This window comes from Kribbella sp. C-35 (genome assembly GCF_046549195.1).
Taxonomy (GTDB): Bacteria; Actinomycetota; Actinomycetes; order Propionibacteriales; family Kribbellaceae; genus Kribbella.
This window is the reverse complement of record NZ_JAJPWG010000002.1, coordinates 668,633-689,124: the sequence shown is the minus strand read 5'-3', so window position 1 is coordinate 689,124 and position 20,492 is coordinate 668,633. Positions and strand designations below refer to the sequence as shown.

Here is a 20,492-nt window from a genome sequence, read left to right as displayed (position 1 = left end):
GCCCACCAACCTTAGGCTCAGTCCCCGGCCAGGTACGCTCGCCAGCCGCCGGAGGCGGTGATGTCACGCTCGGGGTCCGCGGCATCCGCCGTACACAGAAAGCCGAGGACCTGCCGGCCGTCCGAGAGTTCGAGCGGCCCGATCGCCAACGGGGGATCGATGGTCGCTGCGAATCCGCCCAGTTCGGCGGCCGGCACGCTCCACACCTCGACCTCGATCCCTGGTCCGTCCGCATCCGACAGGGTCCGGGTCAGGCCGGGACGCGGTCCGTCGACCAGATACATCCGGTACGACGGAGCGGTCCGGGCGGTGAAGGCGAGCCGAGCACCACGCCGTACGAGCTGATCGTTGAGTGGTTGGCCCGACAGATGAGCGCCCGCTACCGCGAGCAAGATGTCGGCGGCCGGTACGTCCTCACCGCACCAGAGAGCCGCCAGATCGATCACCGAGAGGTCATGGCCGGCTGGTGCCAGGAGCTGGATCCCGAACGGCAGACCATCGGCCCGATCCGGTCCCGGGAAGGCGACCGCGCACAGGTCGAGCAGGTTGACCATGTTCGTGAAGCGACCGAGGCGACTGTTCACGCCGATCGGATCGGCCGCCACCTCGGCCAGCGTCGGATGCCCGGGCGTCACCGGCAGCAGGAGCGCGTCGAGCTGCGTCCACAGATGCTCACTCTCGCGCTTCAGCGTCGCCAGCCGGTCGAACCCCTCGAACGCGCCGGCCGCAGTCAACGCCGCGCCGCCCCGCACGATCGTCCGCACGGTCGGATCGACTGCCTCGGAGTCGTCCAACTTGTCCCCGAACGCCAGCCAGCGCTCGGCCAGCCACGGTCCGGAGTACAGCAGGTCGGCAGCTTCGAGCAGCAGCTGTACGTCGACCTTGACCACGTCGCCGAGGCGATGCGCGTCATCGAGCGTCGCCTGCCACGCCTGTTCGTACTCCGGATCCAGACCCAGCCCGATATCCGGTACGCCGATCACCGCCGCCGACCCCGCGACGCGGCCCGGCCGGCGATCGGGGAGTGACGACGCTCGCCGCGACCACGCGTCATCGGGGTCGAAGGCAACCATCACGTCGAAGACACGGCGCGCAGTAGCGACCGATCGCGCCATGACCGTGACGCAGTCGAGCGACCGGCACGCCGGTACGACGCCGCGCGCGGAGACCAGCCCACGGCTCGGCTTGATACCGACGAGCCGGTTGAAGGCCGCCGGAACGCGACCACTCCCCGCGGTGTCGGTGCCGAGCGCGAAGTCGACCTGCCCGGTGGCGACCGCGACCGCGCTGCCTGAGCTCGAGCCGCCGGACACGTGCTCCGACGAGTAGACCGAGTGACACGCGCCGTACGGCGATCGCGTGCCGACCAGGCCGGTCGCGTACTGATCCAGGTTCGTCTTCCCCAGCGGTACGGCGCCGGCGGCGATCAGCTGATCGACCACGAACGAGTTGTCCTTCGCGGGCTCCGTGGTGCGCGGGTCGCCCGCGGTCGTCGGCACACCGGCCAGGTCGATGTTGTCCTTGAGCGCCATCGTCAGCCCATGCAACGGTCCGGGCGCCGGCTCGATCGGGTCGACCCGGGTGATCCACTCGTTGTTCATGCGCCCCACCGTGCCCGCTCGGCCTCGAACGCGGCGCGGCGTCTGGCGCGCAAGGTCGCGATGTCCACAGGTGCCTCCTGCTCGATCCGGCGTACGTCGGAGATCGAGAACGTCGCCGGTGCGGTCTTCAGATCCGCGCGCCCGGCCGCGATCTCGGCCCGCTCGTGCGCGAGTTGCTCCGCGCTCACCGGCGCGAATCTGATCAGGTCGAACTGCCTCAGTAACCAAGGTTGCGCGTCATCGGGGGAGAGCCGCCAGACCGGGACCGTTCGGCCGACGAGCTGGTACCCGCCGGGACCTTCCATCCCGTACACGCACAGGTAGATCCCGCCGATCCCGACCGCGTTCTGCGGCGTCCAGGTCCGCGCCGGGTTGTACTTCGTGGTGACGAGCCGATGCCGCGGATCGACCGGTACGGCGACCGGTGCGCCGAGGTACACGTCGCCGAGACCGACCACCAGGTACGTCGCGGCCTGGACGATCTCGAAGACCTCGTCCCGGGTGTCCAGATCGTTGACCCGCCGGATGAACTCGACGTTGTCCGGGCACCACGGCGCATCGGGCCGCACCGACGTGGCGTAGCGGCGCATCGCCTCGTGCGCCGCCGGGTGGTCGAACGCGATCGGCAGCACCACTTCGCGGGCGGGCAGCACCACGGTCTCGGGGTCGCCCAGGCCGGCGGCCAGGAACGCGAGCCGCTCCGCGAGTTCGGTGAGCGCGAGCCGGGCCGAGTCGACAGCGACGAGCAGCGATCGCACACCCTCGACGATCTCCGTGATGCCGGCCGGCCGGTCGTTCCGCAGGGCTTGGGCCAGGAGGTGGATCCAGACCCGGACCGTGAGGTCGAGTTCGGCCGGACCGGCCTCGACCAGCACGTGCTGCTCGCCCGCGCACCTGATCGTGTACGACGGCGCCGTGCCGGACTGCTCGCCGTGGTGCAGGACCTTCGGGCGGTCCGGCGTACCGATCGCGATTTCGGTAGGTGCTGGCTCCTGGCGCAGATCGGTCAGCCAGTGTCGGCGGGCATGGATCGCCTCGGCCGCTGCCGCGGGTGTCACTGGGACCAGGCGAACGGAGTCGCCGGCGCGTAGCTGGCCGAGCATCCATCGGTCGGCCTCGATCACCACGGCCGGTACGACGAAGCCGCCGAGCGACGGCCCGTCCTTGCCGACGATGACCGGGGTGTCGCCGGACAGCATGATACCGCCGACCGGGTACGCGGAGTCGTGCACGTTCGACGGATGCAGGCCGGCTTCGCCGCCGTCGGTCCGCGCCCAGCCGGGGTTCGGGCCGATCAGCCGGACGCCGGTGCGGTCGGACCGATGGTCGACAATCCACTCGTTGGCAAAGAACGTGTCGACACCTTCGGCGGTGAGATGCTCCGGTGCTCCGTGAGGGCCAGGGATCACCCGCATCTGCCAGGAGTTCGAGATTGTCGGCAGCTCCACCGACAACGGGGTGAGTAGGTTCTCCTGCCGGCCCAGTGGTAGCTGGTCGCCGGCCGCGAGCGGCTTGCCATCATGACCACCGAAGCCGCCGAGGACGAACGTGGACCGGCTGCCCAGCACCCGCGGCACGTCCAATCCACCCTGGATCGCGACGTACCCACGCATCCCGGGACCATCGAGCGGGCCGACGTCCAGCACCGATCCGGCCGGCCATCGGACGACCAGCCCTGGTCTGAACGGCAGATTGTCAACAGTCGGATTGCGCGCAGCGCCGCCGACACAGATCAGCCGATCCTCGTCGCAGGTGAGAACCGGCCCGGTGACCACGCACTCCAGCCCGGCCGCACTGTCCGGGTTGCCGACCGCGGCGTTGACCAGCGCGAACGTGAGTTCGTCGGCCGCCCCGGACGGCGGTACGCCGACATCCCACAGACCCGGCCGCCCGGCCAGGTCCTGCACCGTCGTTTGGATGCCTGGGGCAACAACTGTGACCACGGCCACCGTCACCACCGGCCCAGCAGCTGGATCGGCGTCGGATCCCAGCCGTTGCAAGGATTGTTGACCTGCGGACAATTGCTGATCAGCACGAACAGGTCGCGGCTCGCGGTGATCTCGACGTACTTCCCCGGGGCGGACAGGCCGTCCTCGAACGTGAGGCCGCCGCTCGACGTCACCGGCACGTTCATGAAGAAGTTGACGTTGTGGGTGAGCTGGCGCTGGCCGATGCCCGCCTTCGCTCCGTAGCGCAGGAACGTCTGCCGGCAGGCGTGCTGATGCCGCGTGAACTCGCCGTACCGGATGACGTTGCTCTCCTGCGAGCAGGCGCCGCCGACGGTGTCGTGCCGGCCGCACGTGTCGTCGGTGATCACGGCGAGCTCGTCGAGCCTGGTCGACACCAGGCGGGATCCGGTGGTCAGGAACACGGCGCGCTGCTCGCGGATCGTGTCGAAGGCGGAGTACCGGTTGTCGATGTCGTGGGCGTCGTAGAACAACGTGTCCACGGCCTGGTTGCCGTGCAGGTCGACAATCTGCAATCTTCCGCCCGCCGGCACGGTCACGAGGGCGCCGTCGCCGGCTTCGACCACGGTGTCGAGCGCGACGGTCGTTGAGGTAGCAGTGGTGGTTGCGATGGTTGAGGTGACGGTCATGCGATCAGCTCCCGGGTCAGGCGCAGGGCGCGGATCGCTTCCTCGCGGAGTTCGGGATCCGGTGCGGGATCTTCTGCGGGATCTGGCGTTTCGAGCTGTACGGCGACGCTTGCGGCAGGGCCGTCGGACAGCGCGTGGGGTGCGGTTGAGATGAAGATCAGGAGGTCCTGGTCGGCTCGGAGCGTGACCGTGTCGCCGGTGTGGGCGTGGTCGGGGACGTAGGTCAGGGAGGCGCGTGGGTCGTCTGCGACGGAGACCTTGCTGAAGAAGTTGATGCAGGCGTGCAGGTCAGGTTCGCCGAAGCCGTGCTTGATGAGTTCGAGGAGGAGGAGTTGGTCGGGGAGGGCGCCGGTGAGGCAGTCGTGCCAGTCGAGGCTCGACGCCATGACAGTCGCTAGCGCCAGGCCGCGATCCGACATCAGGACCATGCCGGGTTTGATGCGGGCCGACATCTGGGACTTCAACGTGTCCGGGATGTTCAGGCGATCGAGGCGGTCGGCGCCGATGATCAGCATCGTCGCGTTCGCACCGTCGGCGAGGGCGGTCAGGGTAATGGTGCGTCCTGCGCGCACGGGCGCGGACCATGCCGCGCCGCCGGGAAGCTCATGCGCGTGAGCGGGGGTCATGCGTTGGCGCCTTCGGCTTCGACGGCCGGGGTGGAGGTGGGCACGGGTACGCCGATCGAGGCGTAGTACGCCGTGCGCTGGGAGCGGAAGGCGAGGAGGCCGCCGATTGCTACGACGCTGAGGGTGATCAGCGGGAGGTACTGCAGGTACCAACCGTCACCCGCCGGGTCGTACACGTCGGCGCGAGGCCAGCCGAGGTTGATCGCCATCGCGAGGCCGTAGGCGACCGCAACAATGTTGACAATCAGACCAAGCCGCCCGAGCGAGAACAGCGGCCGCCCGTTCTCGTCCACGCCGCCGGGCAGTCCGCCGCCGGTCAGACGGCGTACCAGCAATGGCGTCGTGACCATCAGATAGGCGACGTACAGCAGCATGATGCAGACGCTGGCGAGGCCCAGGAACAGACCCGCGTTCCCGACGTTCACCACCAGACAGACACCGGCGAGCACACCGGGCACGACCGTCGCAGCGACCGGCGTACCGGTCCGGGTGGACACCTTGCGCAGTTGCCGCGATCCCGGCAGCACGTTGTCGCGGGCCATCGAGAAGAGCATCCGGGCCGCCGCGGTCTGGATCGCCAGCGTGCACACGCACACCGCGAGGGCGACGTCGAGAAGCAGCAGCTTGCCGGTCGTCGTACCGAGCCGGCTCGTCAGCACGTAGGGGAGGCCTTGGGTGGCGAGGTCCCCGTCGGTCAGCGACGGCGCGGCCATCAGCGCGGCGACGATCAGGAACGCGCCGCCGATCCCCGAGGCGGTGACCGCGCGGATGATCGTCCGGGGCGTCGTCGCGCGCGGCTTGTGCGTCTCCTCCGACAACTCGCCCGCGCTGTCGAACCCGACCAGCACGTACGCCGCCATCAACGCCGAGATCAGCAGCGGTACGACGTACCCGGTGCTGCTGTCGAGGTTCGTGGTGTGCAGGACGACGGACGGACCGCGCTCGGCTCGGGTTGTCAACAAAACAACGATCAACACGACGCCGACCAGCTCGCAGGTCACGCCGACCGAGTTCACGACCGCGGTGATGCGGACGCTGGTCGCGTTGAGCACAGTCGTCGCGACGAGCAGCAGACAGCCGAGGAGTACGGCGTTCGCCGCGCCGTCCTTCGACGCGAGAGCGGAATCGGTACCGACCAGCTGGAAGCCTGGCCAGACCGCGGGCAGAACGACCTGCAGTGCGATCGCCGCCGTGGCCAGCGTGATGATCTGCGCGATCACCATGGTCCAGCCCGCGAACCATCCGACGACCGCGCCGCCGAGGCGGCGTGCCCACTGGTAGATCGCGCCGGACAACGGGTACCGGGCGGCGAGCTCGGCGAAGCACAACGCCACCATCAGCTGGCCGGTGAGGACGACCGGCCAGGTCCAGAAGAACGCCGTACCGCCGAAGCCGAAGCCGAGACCGAACAGCTGGAACACGGTGGTGAGGATGGAGACGAACGAGAAACCGGCCGCGAACGACGCGTAGCTTCCCACGCGCCGCGAGAGCTGCTGGGCGTAGCCGAAACCACTGAGGTCTCGCGCGCCCAGTTGATCGGTGCTGAGGGTTTCAGGGGGTGCTGACATGTCGGGCCTCCGCTGCGTAGGGCCCTGGAACGCACACGGCAGCCCGGGGCCATCAAGGCCTCCCGGGCTTTTGTCCCGCCGTGGAGCGGCGCCGTCGCGATTGCCTCAACTCCAGCGACAGCACCGCCTCCCCTCTCGGACCAGTCCTGCCGTCACGTCGACCAGCAGCGGAACCCTAGGGGCGCCCCGCCATCCCGGCGGGTCTGTTCCAGTTCAGGACGAGCCGGTTTCAGCAGTCGTCCTCGTGTGTAACAGCGAAGTAAAGGAATCCTCTCACCAGTCCCGCCTCAGAGCCCGTAGCGGAAACCTTCGCGCCAGGACGCGTAGCCGGGCTGCCAGTCGAAGGTCTTCTTGGCGAGGGTGTTGTCGGCGCCGCGGATCTCGGTGAAGGCGGCCACGCCGACGTCGCCGGCGGCGAGACGACCGAGCCAGGCCGGGACGCGGAGCGGCGCCTTCGCACCGAGGATCCTGGCGAACTCGGGCAGCCACACCGCCGCCTGCGCCGGGTCGTCGTCCGCGACGTGGAACACACCGGTCACGTCGCTCTCGATCGCCTTCACCGTCGCCGCGGCCGCGTCGTCGTAGTGGATGAACGACCAGACCCCGCTGCCGTCGCCGATCAGCGGGAGCCGGCGCTTCTGGATCATCTCGACCATCGAACCGCCCTTGCCGATGTCGCCGGTCGGCCCGTAGAAGCTCGCGTACCTCAACGCGACGCCCTCGATCCCTTCGGTGTTCAGTGCCGCCGACTCGAGGTGCTTGATCCCCGCCATCGTCTGCCGCTGGGCGGGCACCGGGTTCGGGTCGAGCGGGTCCGCCTCGGTCTTCGCGGCGGATCCACCGTGTTCGAGGTTCCAGCCGGCGTACGACTGGACGACGAACCGTCGTACGCCGGCCGCCTGGGAGGCCGCGAGCAGGTTGTCGGTGCCTTCGGTGCGCAGCCGGTTCGTCATCGCGAAGCTGTCGTCGAAGTGCTTGAAGTCGATGCCGCCCTTGAGCGCCGTCATCTGGTGTACGACGACCTCCGGGCGGACCGACTCCACCGCGGCCCGTACCGCGGCGGCGTCGAGGCCGTCCGCGAGTACGGCGTCCGCACCGAACGCCCGCACCCCGGCCGCGCCGGACTCGGACCGGGTCATCCCGGTCACCTCGTGTCCGGCCGCGAGCAGCTGCGGTACCAGTGACCGGCCCAGTCCGCCGGTCGCGCCTGCCACCAAAACCTTCATGTCATCCTCCGTCGTCTGTGATTACGACCCGGAGGACACGCGCCGCCTCAGTTCTGTGACATCTCCTCCGAAATCAGCGTGAATTCGGTCGGTCCGAAGGAGACGTTGAGCTGACCGTCGACGGTCATCGTGCCGTCCTCGGTCCGGCAGGTGAGCGTGGCGAGGAACGGCGTCTCGATCCAGCGGAACGTCGCGACGAACGCGTCACCGGCGCCGTACGCGCTGGTCAGGACCCGCTCACCGGACTCGGGACCGGCGTCCTCGAACGGGCCTGCTGCGGTCTGCTCTCGCCACGCGCCGGCCGCGCAGACGAGGTCCTGGCGCTGGCCCTTCTGGTCCTCGAAAGTGAACGTGCCGGTGCCGTCGGGGTCGAGTCGTACTGCGGTCAGGCCGGTCGGGTTGTTCGCCACGAAGCGGTACGTCTGCCCGTTGCCCGGCGCTGGTGCGAGACCGGTCGGCGGCGCGAGCTCGAGCTGCTCCGGGCGCTGCGTCTCGGGGACGTCCTTGCCCTCGAGCGCCGGCAGCAGGTAGTCCCAGGCGGTGTCCAGAATCGCCTGCATGTCGCTGGTCGCGCTGGTGGTGATGAGCACCGCGTCGTACTCCGGGAAGACGAGGATGAACTGACCGAACGCGCCGTCGCCGCGATACGTGTTGTGGCGGCCGCGCCAGAACTGGAAGCCGTAGCCCTGTTTCCAGTCCGGGTTCTGCTCGTTGTCGTTGGGGACCTGTTTCGAGGTGGCCGCCTCGTACCACTCGGCCGGGACGACTTGCTGACCGTTCCACTCGCCGTGCTGGAGCACGAGCTGCCCGAAGCACGCCAGGGATTCGGTGTTGAGGCTCAGGCCCCAGCCGCCGACGACGATGCCTTCCTTCGACACCTGCCAGGTCGCTTCGGTCGCGCCGAGCGGCTCGAACAGCCGCGGCCGCAGGTAGTCGAGCAGGTTCTCACCGGCGAGCCGCTGCAGGATCGCCGACAGCATGTACGTCGCGCCGCTGTTGTACACGAACACCGTGCCCGGCTCGTGCTCCACCTCGAGACCGAGGAAGAGCTTCACCATCCGGCGATCCCGGCTGAGCGCCTCGACGGTGTCCTGCGAGTGCCCGGTGGTCATCGTCAGCAGGTGCCAGACCTTCATCGCGGCCAGGTTCTCGCTGACCGTCTCGGGCAGGTCGTCCGCGTCGAAGAACGAGATCACCTGGTCGTTCAGCGACAACAGCCCCGCGTCGATCGTCAGTCCGATGCCGGTCGACGTGAAACTCTTCGACACCGAGAACAGCAGATGCCGATCCTCCAGCCGGTACGGCGCCCACGCCTCCTCCAGCACCACGTGTCCGTGCCGCACCAGCATCACGGTCTGTATCTCCGGCCGCCCGGCGTCCAGGGCCCCGACAAAACTGTCGAGCGCGGCAGCGGACAGCCCCTGGGCTTCTGGCGTACTCCGTGGAAGTCTGCTCATTCTCAGCACGCTATCTCTCCGAACGGACAAATATCAGGTGAGTTCTGCCAGGCGGGCAGCCGTGATCGTCAACCCGGTGAAGGTCGACGACTTCCGTCGTACGGTCGAGAAGGCGCTGGCCGCGCGGGGGTTCGCGGAACCGTTGTGGCTGGAGACGACCGAGGACGACGCCGGCGTGACGATGGCCCGGCGTGCGATCGACGACGAGGTCGACCTGGTACTGGTCGCCGGCGGCGACGGGACCGTGCGGGTGGTGTGCGCCGAGCTCGCCGGGACCGGGATCCCGGCGGGGGTGCTGCCGGCCGGGACCGGGAACCTGCTCGCCCGCAACCTCGGGATCTCGCTCGAGCTCGAGACCGCGCTGGCCGAGGTGCTCGACGGCTCGGACCGGCGGATCGACAGCGTGCTGGTCGAGGGAGACCAGCTTCCGGCCGACCGCTTCGTGGTGATGGCCGGCCTCGGGCTGGATGCCGCGATCATCGCGGATGCACCCGATGACCTGAAGAAGCGGGCCGGTTGGGCGGCCTACGTCGTGTCGACGCTGAGGAACCTGAACCATCCGTCCGTCCGGGTCGAGATCATTGTCGACAATCAGGCCGCGGTACGCCGTCGCGCGCGCACCGTGGTGATCGGCAACGTCGGCACGCTGCAGGCGAACATCCCGCTGCTCCCGGACGCGGCGCCCGACGACGGCCGGATCGACGCGGTGGTCCTCACACCGCGCCGGATCACCCAATGGCCGCGGCTCGTGCTCGGCCTGGTGGTCAAATCCTGGCGTGAGGAACATCTGCAGCGCTTCACCGGCCGTCGTATCCAGGTCCGGGCGGAGCGGACGGTACAGCGCCAGCTCGATGGCGACACCGTGTCCGACGGTACCTCGCTGAGCGCTGAGGTCGACGCGTCAGCTCTGGTCGTCCGCGTGCCCTGACGGCTGGAGATGGGTCAGCTTGTCGGGGTTCACGATGCCGTGGATCGCGGTGATCCGGCCTTCGGCGATCGTGAACGACCAGACCGCAACGGTGTGATTCGACCGGTCGTGGATCCGCAGCGCGGGCTGTCCGCCGACGTGCACCGGCTCGGTGGTCAGCTCGCGGAACTTGCCGAAGGCGCCGATGAGCATCCGGGCCACGTTGCCGGCGCCGTGCACTGGACGGGGGAAGCCGCCCTTACCGCCGCCGTCGCCGGTGAAGGTCGCGTCCGGGGTGAGTACGGCGACGAGTGCCTCCAGCTCACCCTCTTCGGCGGCCGCGACGAACCGCCGGACCAGCTCGTCGCGTTCCTGCGGGGACGGGTCGAAGCGCGGTCGATTGTCGGCAATCCGACGGCGGGCGCGGACGGCGAGTTGGCGGCAGTTGGCCGGCGTCTTGCCGAGGATTCCGGCGAGGTCGTCGTACGAGTAGCCGAACACGTCGCCGAGCAGGAAGACGGCACGCTGGTCGGGGGTGAGTCGTTCGAGGACGACCAGGAACGCGGTGGACAGCGAGTCGGAGAGCGCGGCGCGGTCCGCGAGATCGACGTACTCGTCGACCGCCGGTTCCGGCAGCCACGGTCCGAAGTACTCCTCCCGCTGCCGTCGCGCGGACCGCAGCTGGTCGATCGCCAGACGGGTCGTCACTGTGGTCAGGAAGGCCTTCGGCGAGGTGACCTCAGGCTCCCGGTGCAGCCGCAGGTACGCCTCCTGTACGACGTCCTCCGCGTCCCCGAACGTGCCCAGCATCCGGTACGCGATCGACAACAGCAGCGGCCTGAGTTCCTCCATCACACCAATCACAGACGATCGGGGACGCCTCTGAGTGACAGTGTCACAGCACAGGTGTGTAGATCGTCTGCAATCGACATGAATACGATCACCTGGATCTTCAGCGGACTGCTGGCGATTGTCTTCACGATCTCCGGCGTCCTGAAGGGCGTCATGCCCCGCGCTCGTCTGATCGCCACCGGCCAGACCGGGATCGCCCCGTTCCCGATGCCGCTGGTCCGCTTCGTGGCGCTCTGCGAGCTCCTCGCGGTGGCCGGCCTGTTCGCGCCCTGGCTGACCGACACCGCCCGCGTCCTCACCCCACTCGCGGCCGTGGGCCTGTGCGTCGTCATGATCGGCGCCGCCACGTCCCACTCCTCGCTGCGCGAGCCCCGCTCGACAGCCGCCAACACCATCCTCCTGGCGCTGGCGGCTTTCGTAGCGGCAGCTCGGTTCGCCGGGCTCTAACGTCGCAGCTGGCCGGTGCGTGCTCGTTCGAGCAAGCTCTCGGCGGCTGCGGGTGTGGCGGTTGCCAGCTTGGCGGCCGCCGTCGGAAGCACCGGCTTGGTCGTGCTGAAGAGCCAGGTCTGGAACAGGCTGTCGAGCTGCTGCCCGGACACCTTCTCCGCGAGAGCGATGAACTGGCCGGTCGTGACGTTGCTGTTGCGGTAGGACTTCGCCCAGGTCCGCAGGATCGTGAAGAAGTCCGCGTCCCCGACAGCGAGCCGCAACTGGTGCAGCGTCATCGCACCGCGGGCGTAGACCGCGAAGTCGAACAGGTCGTCCGGGCCTGGGTCTCCGATCGGGAGCGTCCAGAACGGGTCGTCGGCCGGGAACAGGTTGTAGAAGAAGTCGAACGTCTCCTGTGTCGTCCCCAGGTCCTCACGGTCGCTCCACAGCCATTCGGCGTACGTCGCGAACCCCTCGTTCAGCCAGATGTGCTGCCACCGCTGCACCGCGAGGCTGTCGCCGAACCATTGGTGCGCGAGCTCGTGCACGATCACGCTCTGGCCGCTGACCGTGTCGGTGAAGAAGTCGCGGGCGTAGATCGGCCGGGTCTGGTTCTCCAGCGCGAATCCGAGGCCGTCCACGTCGTCGACGATGCCGCCGGACGCCGAGAACGGATACCGGCCGAACGTGTCGGACAGGAATCCGACGATCTCGCTCTGCCGGGCGAACGACGCGTTGACGATGTCCCCGGTGGTCGGTGGTGCGTCCGCGGCCGTGCCGACGATCCAGTCGTTCGGGTTCGGAGCGCTGCCGGCCGGCGCGCCCGGCACGGTCCAGCCGTCGAACGGATCGGCATCGGCCTCGAACGACGTCGTACCCTCGCCGGTCGAGACGACGACGTCGTCGACGACGACCCCCGGCAGTTGCACCAGGTCGTCGCTGGCGTACGTGATCGACACCTCGACGTTCGAGCCCGCGAAGGCCGACAGATCGACCTTCCACTGCTCGTACCCGTCGCTGCGACCGCTGGCTCCCCACCACGAGCCACTCGACCCGGTTGGCGTACACGTGCCGTCAGGCTGTGCGGTCTGGTAGTGCGTGAGGAACGGATGTAGGTCCAGCCAGAACGGGCACACGCGGCCGGTGCTCTGACTGGTGTGGCTGTTGAGATCGGGCAGCGTGGTCCAGTTGTCCTGGCCGACGGTGTGCGCCTCGACGAATACGTGGTCCCAGCCCGGCTCGGTGTCGCGGTTGATCCAGAACGACAGGTCCGCGCCACCGGCCGGCACACTGATGGTCCGGGCCAACCGCTTGTACGACGGCTCGTCCGTGTTCACGCGCAGCGACAGGGCGTACTGCTGCCCCGTCCGCGGCACGGCCTCGGCGAACAGGTCGGGGTCGAACGCATCCCAGTAGCGGATGCCCTTCTTCTGGTACGCGCGGATGTCGAACTGCCCGGTCGTCGCGGTGGCCAGGTACGACGCCATCGGCTCCTTGGCGTCCCAGGTCCACGTCGTCCAGCCGTGGTTCGTGCGTTTGTCCTTCAGAACACCGTTCGCGATCGCCTCGAGCCCGGCCGGCACCGTGACCTTGAACGTGTACGCCGCCTTGTCGCTCGGGTGGTCGTTCACCGGGAACCAGGTGTCGGCGACATGCGGCTCGCCGATCACGTCGGCGCCGTCGTCGGTGTGGATGAACCCGCTGCCGTCGTCGAGTGTCTGCGGTACGCCGTCGTACCGGATCACCGTGGTGAAGTTCTTCGCCTTCGGCAACCCGAACCTGGGCGTGACCGTGAGTTCGTCGGCCGCCCGGGACCAGCCCGCCGCCCGGCCGTTCACGGTGACGGAGCGAACCGTCAGCCCCTGCAGGTCCAGGTTGAAGCGGGACAGGTTCTGGGTGCTGCGGGCGCTGATCGTGGCGACGCCGGTGATCCGGTCGGTCGCCGGGACGTACTTCACGTCCAGGAAGTAGTGCTGGACGTCGTACCCGCCGTTCCCGTCGGTGGCGAAGTACGGGTCCCCGGCGCCGGGCGAACCCGGCGAGGACTGTGCGGTGTGATCGGACGCAGGTGCCGTCCCCGTCCCCAGACCGAGGCTCAGCATCGTGACCAGTGCTCCGGACAGCAGCACGCTCGCTCGTCGGAACATCATTCCCCCTCCGCTGTGCTGTGCAATTGGTCACCTTCGAACCTAGGAAGCACAGCGCAGCGAAGGAAGGGCTCGGACCCCCTAGGTCTGGACCAGTACGGCGACGGTCCGCGCCGGCACCGTGACCGTGCCGGTGGACGCAGTCCAGGTCGTCTGCTTGACCACCGGATCCGATCCGGCTGCCTGGACCGGGGACAAGCTCAGGTTGGCGCCGGTCAGACCAGGGACCTGCTGGGTGACGGTGGAGCCGGTGGAGTTGAAGACGACCACGAGGCCCTTCAAGGCCGGGTCGACGTCCGGGCCGACGGTGTCGTCGACGCGCATGGTGATGACGCCCGGCGTCGTACCGCTGAGCGGGAAGCTCAGTTTCTGATTGATGAGAGCGGCCGACCCGAGGCGGAACAGGGGAGTGGAGAAGCGCAGCTTCAGCAGATCGGCGGCCGCGGCGGAAGCCGACGCCACATCGGTCGCCGACGGCTTCAGAGCCGGGTTGGCGAGCAACGGCTTCATGTACTGCCACTTGGCCTCGTTGTCGGTCTTCGGCGGCAGCCCGTGACCGAAGCCGTTGTCGGCGCCGGTCCAGTCGAGCGTGTTGAACCAGTCACCCGAGTCGTACGAGTTGCGGTCCAGCGACTTGCTCCGCAGCAGGTCCGCACCGGCGTGCCAGAACGACGGCGTCTGCGCCAGCGCGGTCGTTGCCAGCGACAACGTGTTCATCCGGATCCGGTCCGGCATCGGCAGGTTGGTCGGCAGCTTGTACGTCAGCGTGTCCCACAGCGTTTCGTTGTCATGGGCATCGACGTACGTGATCACCTCGTCCGGCTGGTCGGCGTACCCGGCCGGTGAACCGTTGTAGTCGACCTGATCACCACGGACGTCGGCACCGGACGACGCTGACTTGAACGTGAACGATCTGAGGTTGCCGGCCAGCCCGAGTTGCACCAGATCGGTGTCGTGGGCGAGCCGCTTGGCGCGCTCTTCCGGTGTACCGTTCACCGGGTCGCCGTTCGGGTCGCTCGCCTCGCCGGAGCCGAAGCCCTGGATCCGCGGATTGTCGTCGAATGGCCCGCCGCCGCGGACCCCGTCCCGCAGCCGGTCGGAGAACGTGCCGATCCCGGTCCCGCCGAGATTCCCCTGCCGGGCCTGGACGAACAGCGCGTCGTTCGCGACCTCGCCGAAGTTCCAGCCCTCGCCGTACAGGTAGATCGACTTGCCGTCGACGCCGTCCTTGGCGAGCGTCAGCTTGTCCAGCGCGGCGCGGATCTTCAGCATGTTCGCCTTGGTGTGGTGACCCATGAGGTCGTAGCGGAAGCCGTCCACGTGGTAGTTGCGCGCCCAGCTGACCGTGCCGTCGACCATGATCTTCTCGGCCATCGCGTGTTCGGTCGCGATGTTGCTGCAGCAGGTCGAGGTCTCGACCTTCCCAGTGGCATTGAGGCGCTGGTAGTACCCGGGCACGATCTGATCGAGCACCGATGTCGGCGCCTGCCCTGCGGCCGGGGTGTGGTTGAAGACCTGGTCGAGGACGACGCGCAGCCCGGACTTGTGCAGTCCGCCGACCATCGTGCGGAACTCGGAGACCCGCGCCAGTCCGTCCTTTTGCGTTGCATACGACCCCTCCGGCGCGAGCCAGTGGAACGGGTCGTAGCCCCAGTTGAACCCGTCCTTCGCGGCTACTGCTGTCACGCAGGCCTGCTGCTGCTCGGAATCGGCCGGCAGCGACTTGAGATCACAGGCCGGCGTCTGCTGCCCGGTCTCGGGGATTGATGCAATGTCGAATGTCGGCAATAGGTGCACGGTGTTGAGCCCGGCGGCCTTGAGCGACCGCAGGTGCTTGGTCCCGTTGCCTTCGTCGGCAAAGGCCAGATAGGTACCGCGGTGCGCAGCCGGGACCGTGCTGTCGTTGATCGAGAAGTCCCGCACGTGCAGCTCGTAGATCGTCGAGTCGACGCCCCGCGCGAGCTTCGGTGAGGGAGTGGTCGACCAGAGCGCCGGCTTACCCGCCGGGTCGTTCAGATCAGCCGCGACGGAGTACGCCGAGTCGGTGGTCAACGCAACCGAGTACGGGTCTGTGACGACGTTCGTCTCGACCTTGCCGGTGCTGGGTGCGAACACCTTCACCTGATAGCGGTACGACGCGTTCTTCCACGACCGTGGTCCGCTGACCGACCAGGACCCGTCGCCATTTGTGCGCATGGGGATTGTCGACGATCCGATCATCAACCGAACCTCCTGGGCGGTCGGCGCCCAGAGGGTGAAGGTCGGCTTGCCGCCCTGCCAGGTCACGCCGTACGAGCGCCCGGTCGCGTTTCCGTAGACGTCGTCGAGCACACCCGGGATCTGTACGCCGGTCGCGTCCAGCAGTCGCCCGGCGTCGTCGTACTGCGCCAGACCGAGCTGACCGGTGAGAATCTTGCGAACGTCCGCATGGTCGAGTCGGAGCGTGGTGTACCCCGGTTTCACCTCAGCGGGGTCGTAGCGCAGTGCGGCCGAGGATCCGCCGATGTCGTTTGCATCGATCTTCAGCGAAGCGGTGTCCGACCAGTGCAGCCGCCACCGGTACCGCTCGGCGTGGTCGACCGCGGGGACGGCGAGGGTGTTGCGGTTGACCCAGTACGCCTTCGCCTGGCTCAGGTCCGGCTGTGCACCGGGCTTGGCCGTCGTCACCGTGAACTGGTGGGTCGCGAGCACGTACGAGAACGTGACGACCAGCCCGTCCGACGGCACTGCGACCGGTACGTTCTGAGCCGGGTAGCTCTCGTCAAAGGACAGGTTGTGCGCCACCTTCGCCTCATAGTTGCCCGCCTTCAGCTCGCTGGTGGACCAGGTGTAGGTCCCGTCGCCGTCCTGGTCGGTCAACCAGGGTCGCATGCAGGAGGGATCCCAGTCGGTCGGACAGCCCAGTGCCTTCTGGAACGTGCCGGGCACGGTGATGATCGGCCCCTGTGCGCTGGACGTGACGTAGTGCCGCCCGTGCTCGTAGTAGAAGGTGACTGGTCCGCTGGGTCCGGTGTAGGAGATGTTCGCGCCGTTCGCGACACCGCCGGCGCCGTAGTTCTCGTCCCAGGTCTTGTTGATCGCCGCCTTGTAGGCATGCTCACCGGCCAGGTTCGTGAACGTGCCCTTCCACACCTTGTCCTTCGCGTCCAGCGTCAGCTGAGCCTGATCGCAGTCCGGCGACCAGTCCGCGAGGCAGCCCATCTCGCTGTTGTGGTCGCCCGGGACAGACACGTTGGCCGGCTGTACGACGGGACCTGTCCCGCCACCGCCACCACCCGGTGCAGCAGCGTCACCAACCACGCCGTACGAGCCGGACACTGAATAGTTGCCCGAGGCATCCCGCAGTACGGCGCGGTACTCGAGCAGCGTGCCCTTGGCCAGCCCGGACACGTCGTGGAACACGCGGTACGGCGCGTTGTCGTCGGCACCGAGCCGCTTCCACGCAGTCGTACCCACAGGCCGATACCCGAACGTCACAGTGACCGGTGTGTTCGCCGGGACCGCAGCAGCGATCTCAGCCCGCCCACCGACCGTGGCACCGGTTTCTGGCGAGCTCATGTAGACACTGGGCGCCTTGGCGCGCGGCGGGACCTTGGTCTGGGCCTGGTACACCGTCACCGACAGAGGAGCCTGGCTGACCGCCACCCTGCCCTCGCGGTCGGTCTTCACCGACTTGGAGCCGCCGTACACCGGCTTGAGCCACGTGTTCGGTCCGTACGTCGCCACCGTCGCAGCGGCCGCTGTCTTCGAGTTGTTCGCGACCACCAGGTACTCGACGTTGTCGCTGCCGAGCCGACTGAACGCGTACAGGCCGTTGGTCTTGGACGCGTACCTGTGCACCTGTCGCCCGTCGGACAGGGCCGGGTACTTGGCACGCACCTTCGCCAGCTCCGCGATGTGCTTGTACATCGGCGAGTTGACGTCGTACCTGTCCTTCTTGCCGATCGTCGTCGTACCCGTGCCGTCGACGACCTCGTCGTCCGCGTAGTCGTCGGTCTGGGTCGCGAACATGTCCTGCCGCGCGTCCTTGTCACCCCCGGGACCCGTGAAGCCCTGCTCGTCGCCGTAGTAGATGACCGGCTGGCCGCGGGTCAGGTACATCAGCGAGTGCGCCAGCTTGTCCCGTGCGAGCAGGTCCTGACCGGCCGCGCCGCTCTGCTTCAGGAACGTGCCGACGCGCCCCATGTCGTGGTTGCCGAGGAACGTCGGCAGCTCGTACGCGTTCGAGTCCGTGTCGGTGTAGTAGTCGTCGTCCGCGTAGAAGTCCTGCAGCTTGGTACTCGGGTCGCCCTTCGCGTACGCGACCGCGCTCTGCTGGAACCCGAAGTCGAGCGTCGCCTGCAGCGCGCCCTTGGTCGTGTACGTCGACATGAACTGCGGGTTCGCGTCGAAGACCTCGCCGAACATGAAGAAGTTCTTCGAGCCGGCGTTCTTCGCCGCGGCCAGGATCGCGGGCGAGAACTTCTGCCAGAACTCGAGGTTCACGTGCTTCACGGTGTCGATCCGGAACCCGTCGATCCCGAGCTCGGCCCACGTCTTGTAGACGTCGATCATCCCGTCCCGGACCTTCGGCTGCTCGGTGAAGAGGTCGTCCAGCCCGACGAAGTCGCCGTACTCCGCGCTCTCACCGGCGAACGTCGAGTCGCCGCGGTTGTGGTACAGCGTCGGGTCGTTCAGCCAGGCCGGCACCTTGAGGGTCTCGTCGGCCGGCGTCCGGAAGACCGGGATGTTGGGGAAGGAGATGTTCCGGTCCAGCGCCGGGAAGGTGTCGCCGCCGGCGTAGGCCTTGTCGTCGAACTCCTTGCCCTGGGCATCCTTGTACGGCGACGTGGACTTCGGGATGTAGCCGTACTGGCCGGACTGGTAGTCGATCACGTCCGCCGTGTGGTTGGTGATGATGTCGAAGAAGACCTTCATGCCCTTGCGGTGCGCGAGGTCGATCAGCTGCTGCATGTCGGCGTTCGTGCCCAGATGCGGATCGATCTGGGTGAAGTCGGTGATCCAGTACCCGTGGTACCCGGCGCTCACGTTGGTGCCGGAGCCCTGCACGGGCTGGTTCTTGAACGACGGGGTCAGCCAGATCGACGTCGTACCGAGGGACTTGATGTAGTCGAGCTTCTGGATCACTCCGGCCAGGTCGCCGCCGTGGTAGAAGCCCTTGTCCTTCGGGTCCAGCCCGGTCTTCAGCCGGTCACCGGTGAGTCCGCCGGCGTCGTTCGCCTTGTTGCCGTTCGCGAACCGGTCCGCCATCAGGAAGTAGAACCGTTCCTTGGTGAGGTCCGGGCGCAGGCTCGGCGTCGCGAGCGCCTTGTCCGCAGCCGTCACCGTCGGTCCGGCGAGCTCCACCGGCTTCACCGTCACAACGTGACTAGTGTCGTTGTAACTGAACTGCAGCTTCGCCGGGCCCCCGATCCGCAACGGGATGTTCGCGCCGTCCCGCACGCCGCCGGCGCCGTAGTTCTCGTCCCAGCTCTTGTTGACCGTGACCTTGAACTCGTACGACCCCGCCGGTACGTCGAACACCTTCGTGTACGGCGCACTCGCACCCAGACTGGACGCGTCACAGCCCGGATCCCAGTCACCCTCGCACCCCAGCTCGCTCTGCAACGAGCCGGTGACGGTGATCACCCGATCCGCCGTCACTTGGGCCGGAGCCGGTGCCGCCGTACCCAACCCCAGTACGACTACCGCGGCTGCGGTGAAACCTGCTGTCAAACGCCTGAACCCGCGCATCACGTGCCCCTCCCCGGCGACTCACCCTGCCGGGGACGCTAGCCGCCGCCTTTTACCGTGAGGAGGGCTCGAATGTCACGGTAAGGTCACGAGGTCCGGCAGGGTGGTCTCGATCGGAGTGCGCACCACAGTGGTCGCCTGCTCGTCGTACGGCGTCGGCTGTGCGTTCAAGATGACCAGAGGCTTTCCGGCGTTCAGTGCGAGGTCGCAGAGACCAGCGGCCGGGTAGACCTGCAGTGACGTGCCGATAGCCAGGAACAGGTCGGCCGACTCGGTGGCGGCGACAGCTCGGTCCAGCACGGCCCGGTCGAGGGACTGGCCGAACGAGACGGTCGCGGACTTCAGGATGCCGCCGCACACCTCACAGGCCGGGTCCTCGTCGCCTGACTCGAGTCGGGGGAGTACGTCGGCCATGGGGATCCGGCGCTCGCACTGCAGACAGTCGACGTACCAGACCGTGCCATGCAACTCGTGGACCAGCCTCGGTGACGAGCCTGCCTTCTGGTGCAGCCCGTCGACGTTCTGCGTGATCAGACCGGTCAGACGGCCCTGCCGCTCCAGCTCCACGAGAGCGAGGTGACCCGGGTTCGGCTCAACCGCCCACGCCGGTACGGCCAGCCGATGCTTCCACGTCGCCACCCGCACTTCGCGACTGGCGACGTACTCGTCGATATCGAACATCGCCTCCGCAGCCGGATCCTTCGTCCACAACCCCTGCGGCCCCCGAAAGTCCGGGATCCCCGAAGCAGTCGAAATCCCGGCCCCGGTCAGCACGGCAATGCGTTCGGCCTCGATCACACCTCAGACGGTATCCATTCGGAGGCCAAGACGGACATCACGATCTCGTCTACCCATTCGCCGTCCCAGAGGAGGGCGTCGCGGAGGACGCCCTCGGTCGTGAAGCCGGCCTTTTCGTAGGCGCGCTGGGCTCGGGGGTTGAAGGCGTAGACGCCGAGGCTGATGCGGTGCAGGCCCAGCTGCTCGATGCCGTAGCCGACGATCAGCCGGGTCGCTTCAGTGCCGAGGCCGCGGCCTTGGCCGGACGGGCCGATCAGGATCCGGAAGTTGCAGCACTGGTTGTCCGGGTCCCAGTCGTTCAGCACGGCCTCGCCGACGACGGCGCCTGACGCGTTGTCGACGATGGCGAGGTCCAGCCGGTCGGTCTGGTCCTTGCGGGTCCGGTACCACTTGCGGGCCTGCTCCTCGCCGATCTCGCTGTGGCTGCCGGTCAGGCGGGTGACGTCCGGGTCGTCTATGGCGGCGGCCAGCGCGTCGTAGTCGGCCTCGTCCACGGGGCGCAGGGTCACCAGGTCCCCGGTCAGCGTCGGCTTGTCTGCGAAGTCGGTCACG

At 68.0% G+C, this 20,492-nt stretch carries 14 protein-coding genes; 2 read left to right on the top strand and 12 right to left on the bottom strand.

The annotated features are described in order from the left end of the window. Positions 1-17 precede the first annotated feature (17 nt). The 7 genes from atzF to ACLJOO_RS15815 form a co-directional block, all read right to left on the bottom strand. Entirely contained in the window at positions 18-1,601 is a 1,584-nt protein-coding gene (gene atzF, locus ACLJOO_RS15845) for an allophanate hydrolase (RefSeq protein WP_410787907.1), read from the bottom strand. Beyond that, entirely contained in the window at positions 1,598-3,550 is a 1,953-nt protein-coding gene (locus ACLJOO_RS15840) for a 5-oxoprolinase/urea amidolyase family protein (protein WP_410787906.1), read from the bottom strand. Before ACLJOO_RS15840 ends, atzF begins: the two co-directional genes overlap by 4 nt. 2 nt (positions 3,551-3,552) lie before the next feature. Continuing rightward, on the bottom strand, positions 3,553-4,197 hold the full coding sequence (locus ACLJOO_RS15835; RefSeq protein WP_410787904.1) for an urea amidolyase associated protein UAAP2: 645 nt from the start codon (positions 4,195-4,197) through the stop codon (positions 3,553-3,555). Beyond that, positions 4,194-4,823, bottom strand: a complete 630-nt coding sequence (locus ACLJOO_RS15830) for a DUF1989 domain-containing protein (protein WP_410787903.1) — start codon at positions 4,821-4,823, stop codon at positions 4,194-4,196. The genes ACLJOO_RS15835 and ACLJOO_RS15830 overlap by 4 nt, the downstream gene beginning before the upstream one ends. After that, the gene (locus ACLJOO_RS15825; protein ID WP_410787901.1) at positions 4,820-6,391 is read right to left on the bottom strand and encodes an amino acid permease; all 1,572 of its coding nucleotides are present in this window, start codon (positions 6,389-6,391) and stop codon (positions 4,820-4,822) included. The genes ACLJOO_RS15830 and ACLJOO_RS15825 overlap by 4 nt, the downstream gene beginning before the upstream one ends. 287 nt (positions 6,392-6,678) lie before the next feature. After that, complete coding sequence (locus ACLJOO_RS15820; RefSeq protein WP_410787900.1) at positions 6,679-7,617, bottom strand: NAD-dependent epimerase/dehydratase family protein; 939 nt, start codon at positions 7,615-7,617, stop codon at positions 6,679-6,681. A 47-nt stretch (positions 7,618-7,664) separates the two neighbouring features. After that, positions 7,665-9,074 (bottom strand): serine hydrolase domain-containing protein, encoded by a 1,410-nt coding sequence (locus ACLJOO_RS15815; protein ID WP_410787899.1) that lies wholly within the window; start codon positions 9,072-9,074, stop codon positions 7,665-7,667. Between the two features lie 37 nt (positions 9,075-9,111). Here ACLJOO_RS15815 and ACLJOO_RS15810 point away from each other — a divergent pair, with 37 nt between their 5' ends. Continuing rightward, entirely contained in the window at positions 9,112-10,002 is an 891-nt protein-coding gene (locus ACLJOO_RS15810; RefSeq protein ID WP_410787898.1) for a diacylglycerol/lipid kinase family protein, read from the top strand. Here ACLJOO_RS15810 and sigJ read toward each other — a convergent pair. Further along, positions 9,976-10,833, bottom strand: coding sequence for an RNA polymerase sigma factor SigJ (gene sigJ, locus ACLJOO_RS15805; protein ID WP_410787897.1), 858 nt, complete (start codon positions 10,831-10,833; stop codon positions 9,976-9,978). The two genes, ACLJOO_RS15810 and sigJ, sit on opposite strands and share 27 nt — an antisense overlap. 78 nt (positions 10,834-10,911) lie before the next feature. Between sigJ and ACLJOO_RS15800 the strand changes: the two genes are divergently transcribed. Continuing rightward, on the top strand, positions 10,912-11,280 hold the full coding sequence (locus tag ACLJOO_RS15800; protein WP_410787896.1) for a DoxX family protein: 369 nt from the start codon (positions 10,912-10,914) through the stop codon (positions 11,278-11,280). Here ACLJOO_RS15800 and ACLJOO_RS15795 read toward each other — a convergent pair. The 4 genes from ACLJOO_RS15795 to ACLJOO_RS15780 form a co-directional block, all read right to left on the bottom strand. Beyond that, positions 11,277-13,412 carry a M1 family metallopeptidase gene (locus ACLJOO_RS15795; protein ID WP_410787895.1) on the bottom strand — a complete coding sequence of 712 codons (2,136 nt, stop codon included), beginning with the start codon at positions 13,410-13,412 and terminating at the stop codon, positions 11,277-11,279. The two genes, ACLJOO_RS15800 and ACLJOO_RS15795, sit on opposite strands and share 4 nt — an antisense overlap. A 78-nt stretch (positions 13,413-13,490) precedes the next feature. After that, positions 13,491-19,142 carry a pullulanase-type alpha-1,6-glucosidase gene (gene pulA, locus ACLJOO_RS15790; protein WP_410787894.1) on the bottom strand — a complete coding sequence of 1,884 codons (5,652 nt, stop codon included), beginning with the start codon at positions 19,140-19,142 and terminating at the stop codon, positions 13,491-13,493. Positions 19,143-19,217: 75 nt separating this feature from the next. Continuing rightward, positions 19,218-19,940 (bottom strand): SIR2 family NAD-dependent protein deacylase, encoded by a 723-nt coding sequence (locus ACLJOO_RS15785; RefSeq protein WP_410787893.1) that lies wholly within the window; start codon positions 19,938-19,940, stop codon positions 19,218-19,220. Continuing rightward, entirely contained in the window at positions 19,937-20,491 is a 555-nt protein-coding gene (locus tag ACLJOO_RS15780) for a GNAT family N-acetyltransferase (RefSeq protein ID WP_410787892.1), read from the bottom strand. Before ACLJOO_RS15780 ends, ACLJOO_RS15785 begins: the two co-directional genes overlap by 4 nt. Position 20,492: the final 1 nt, after the last annotated feature.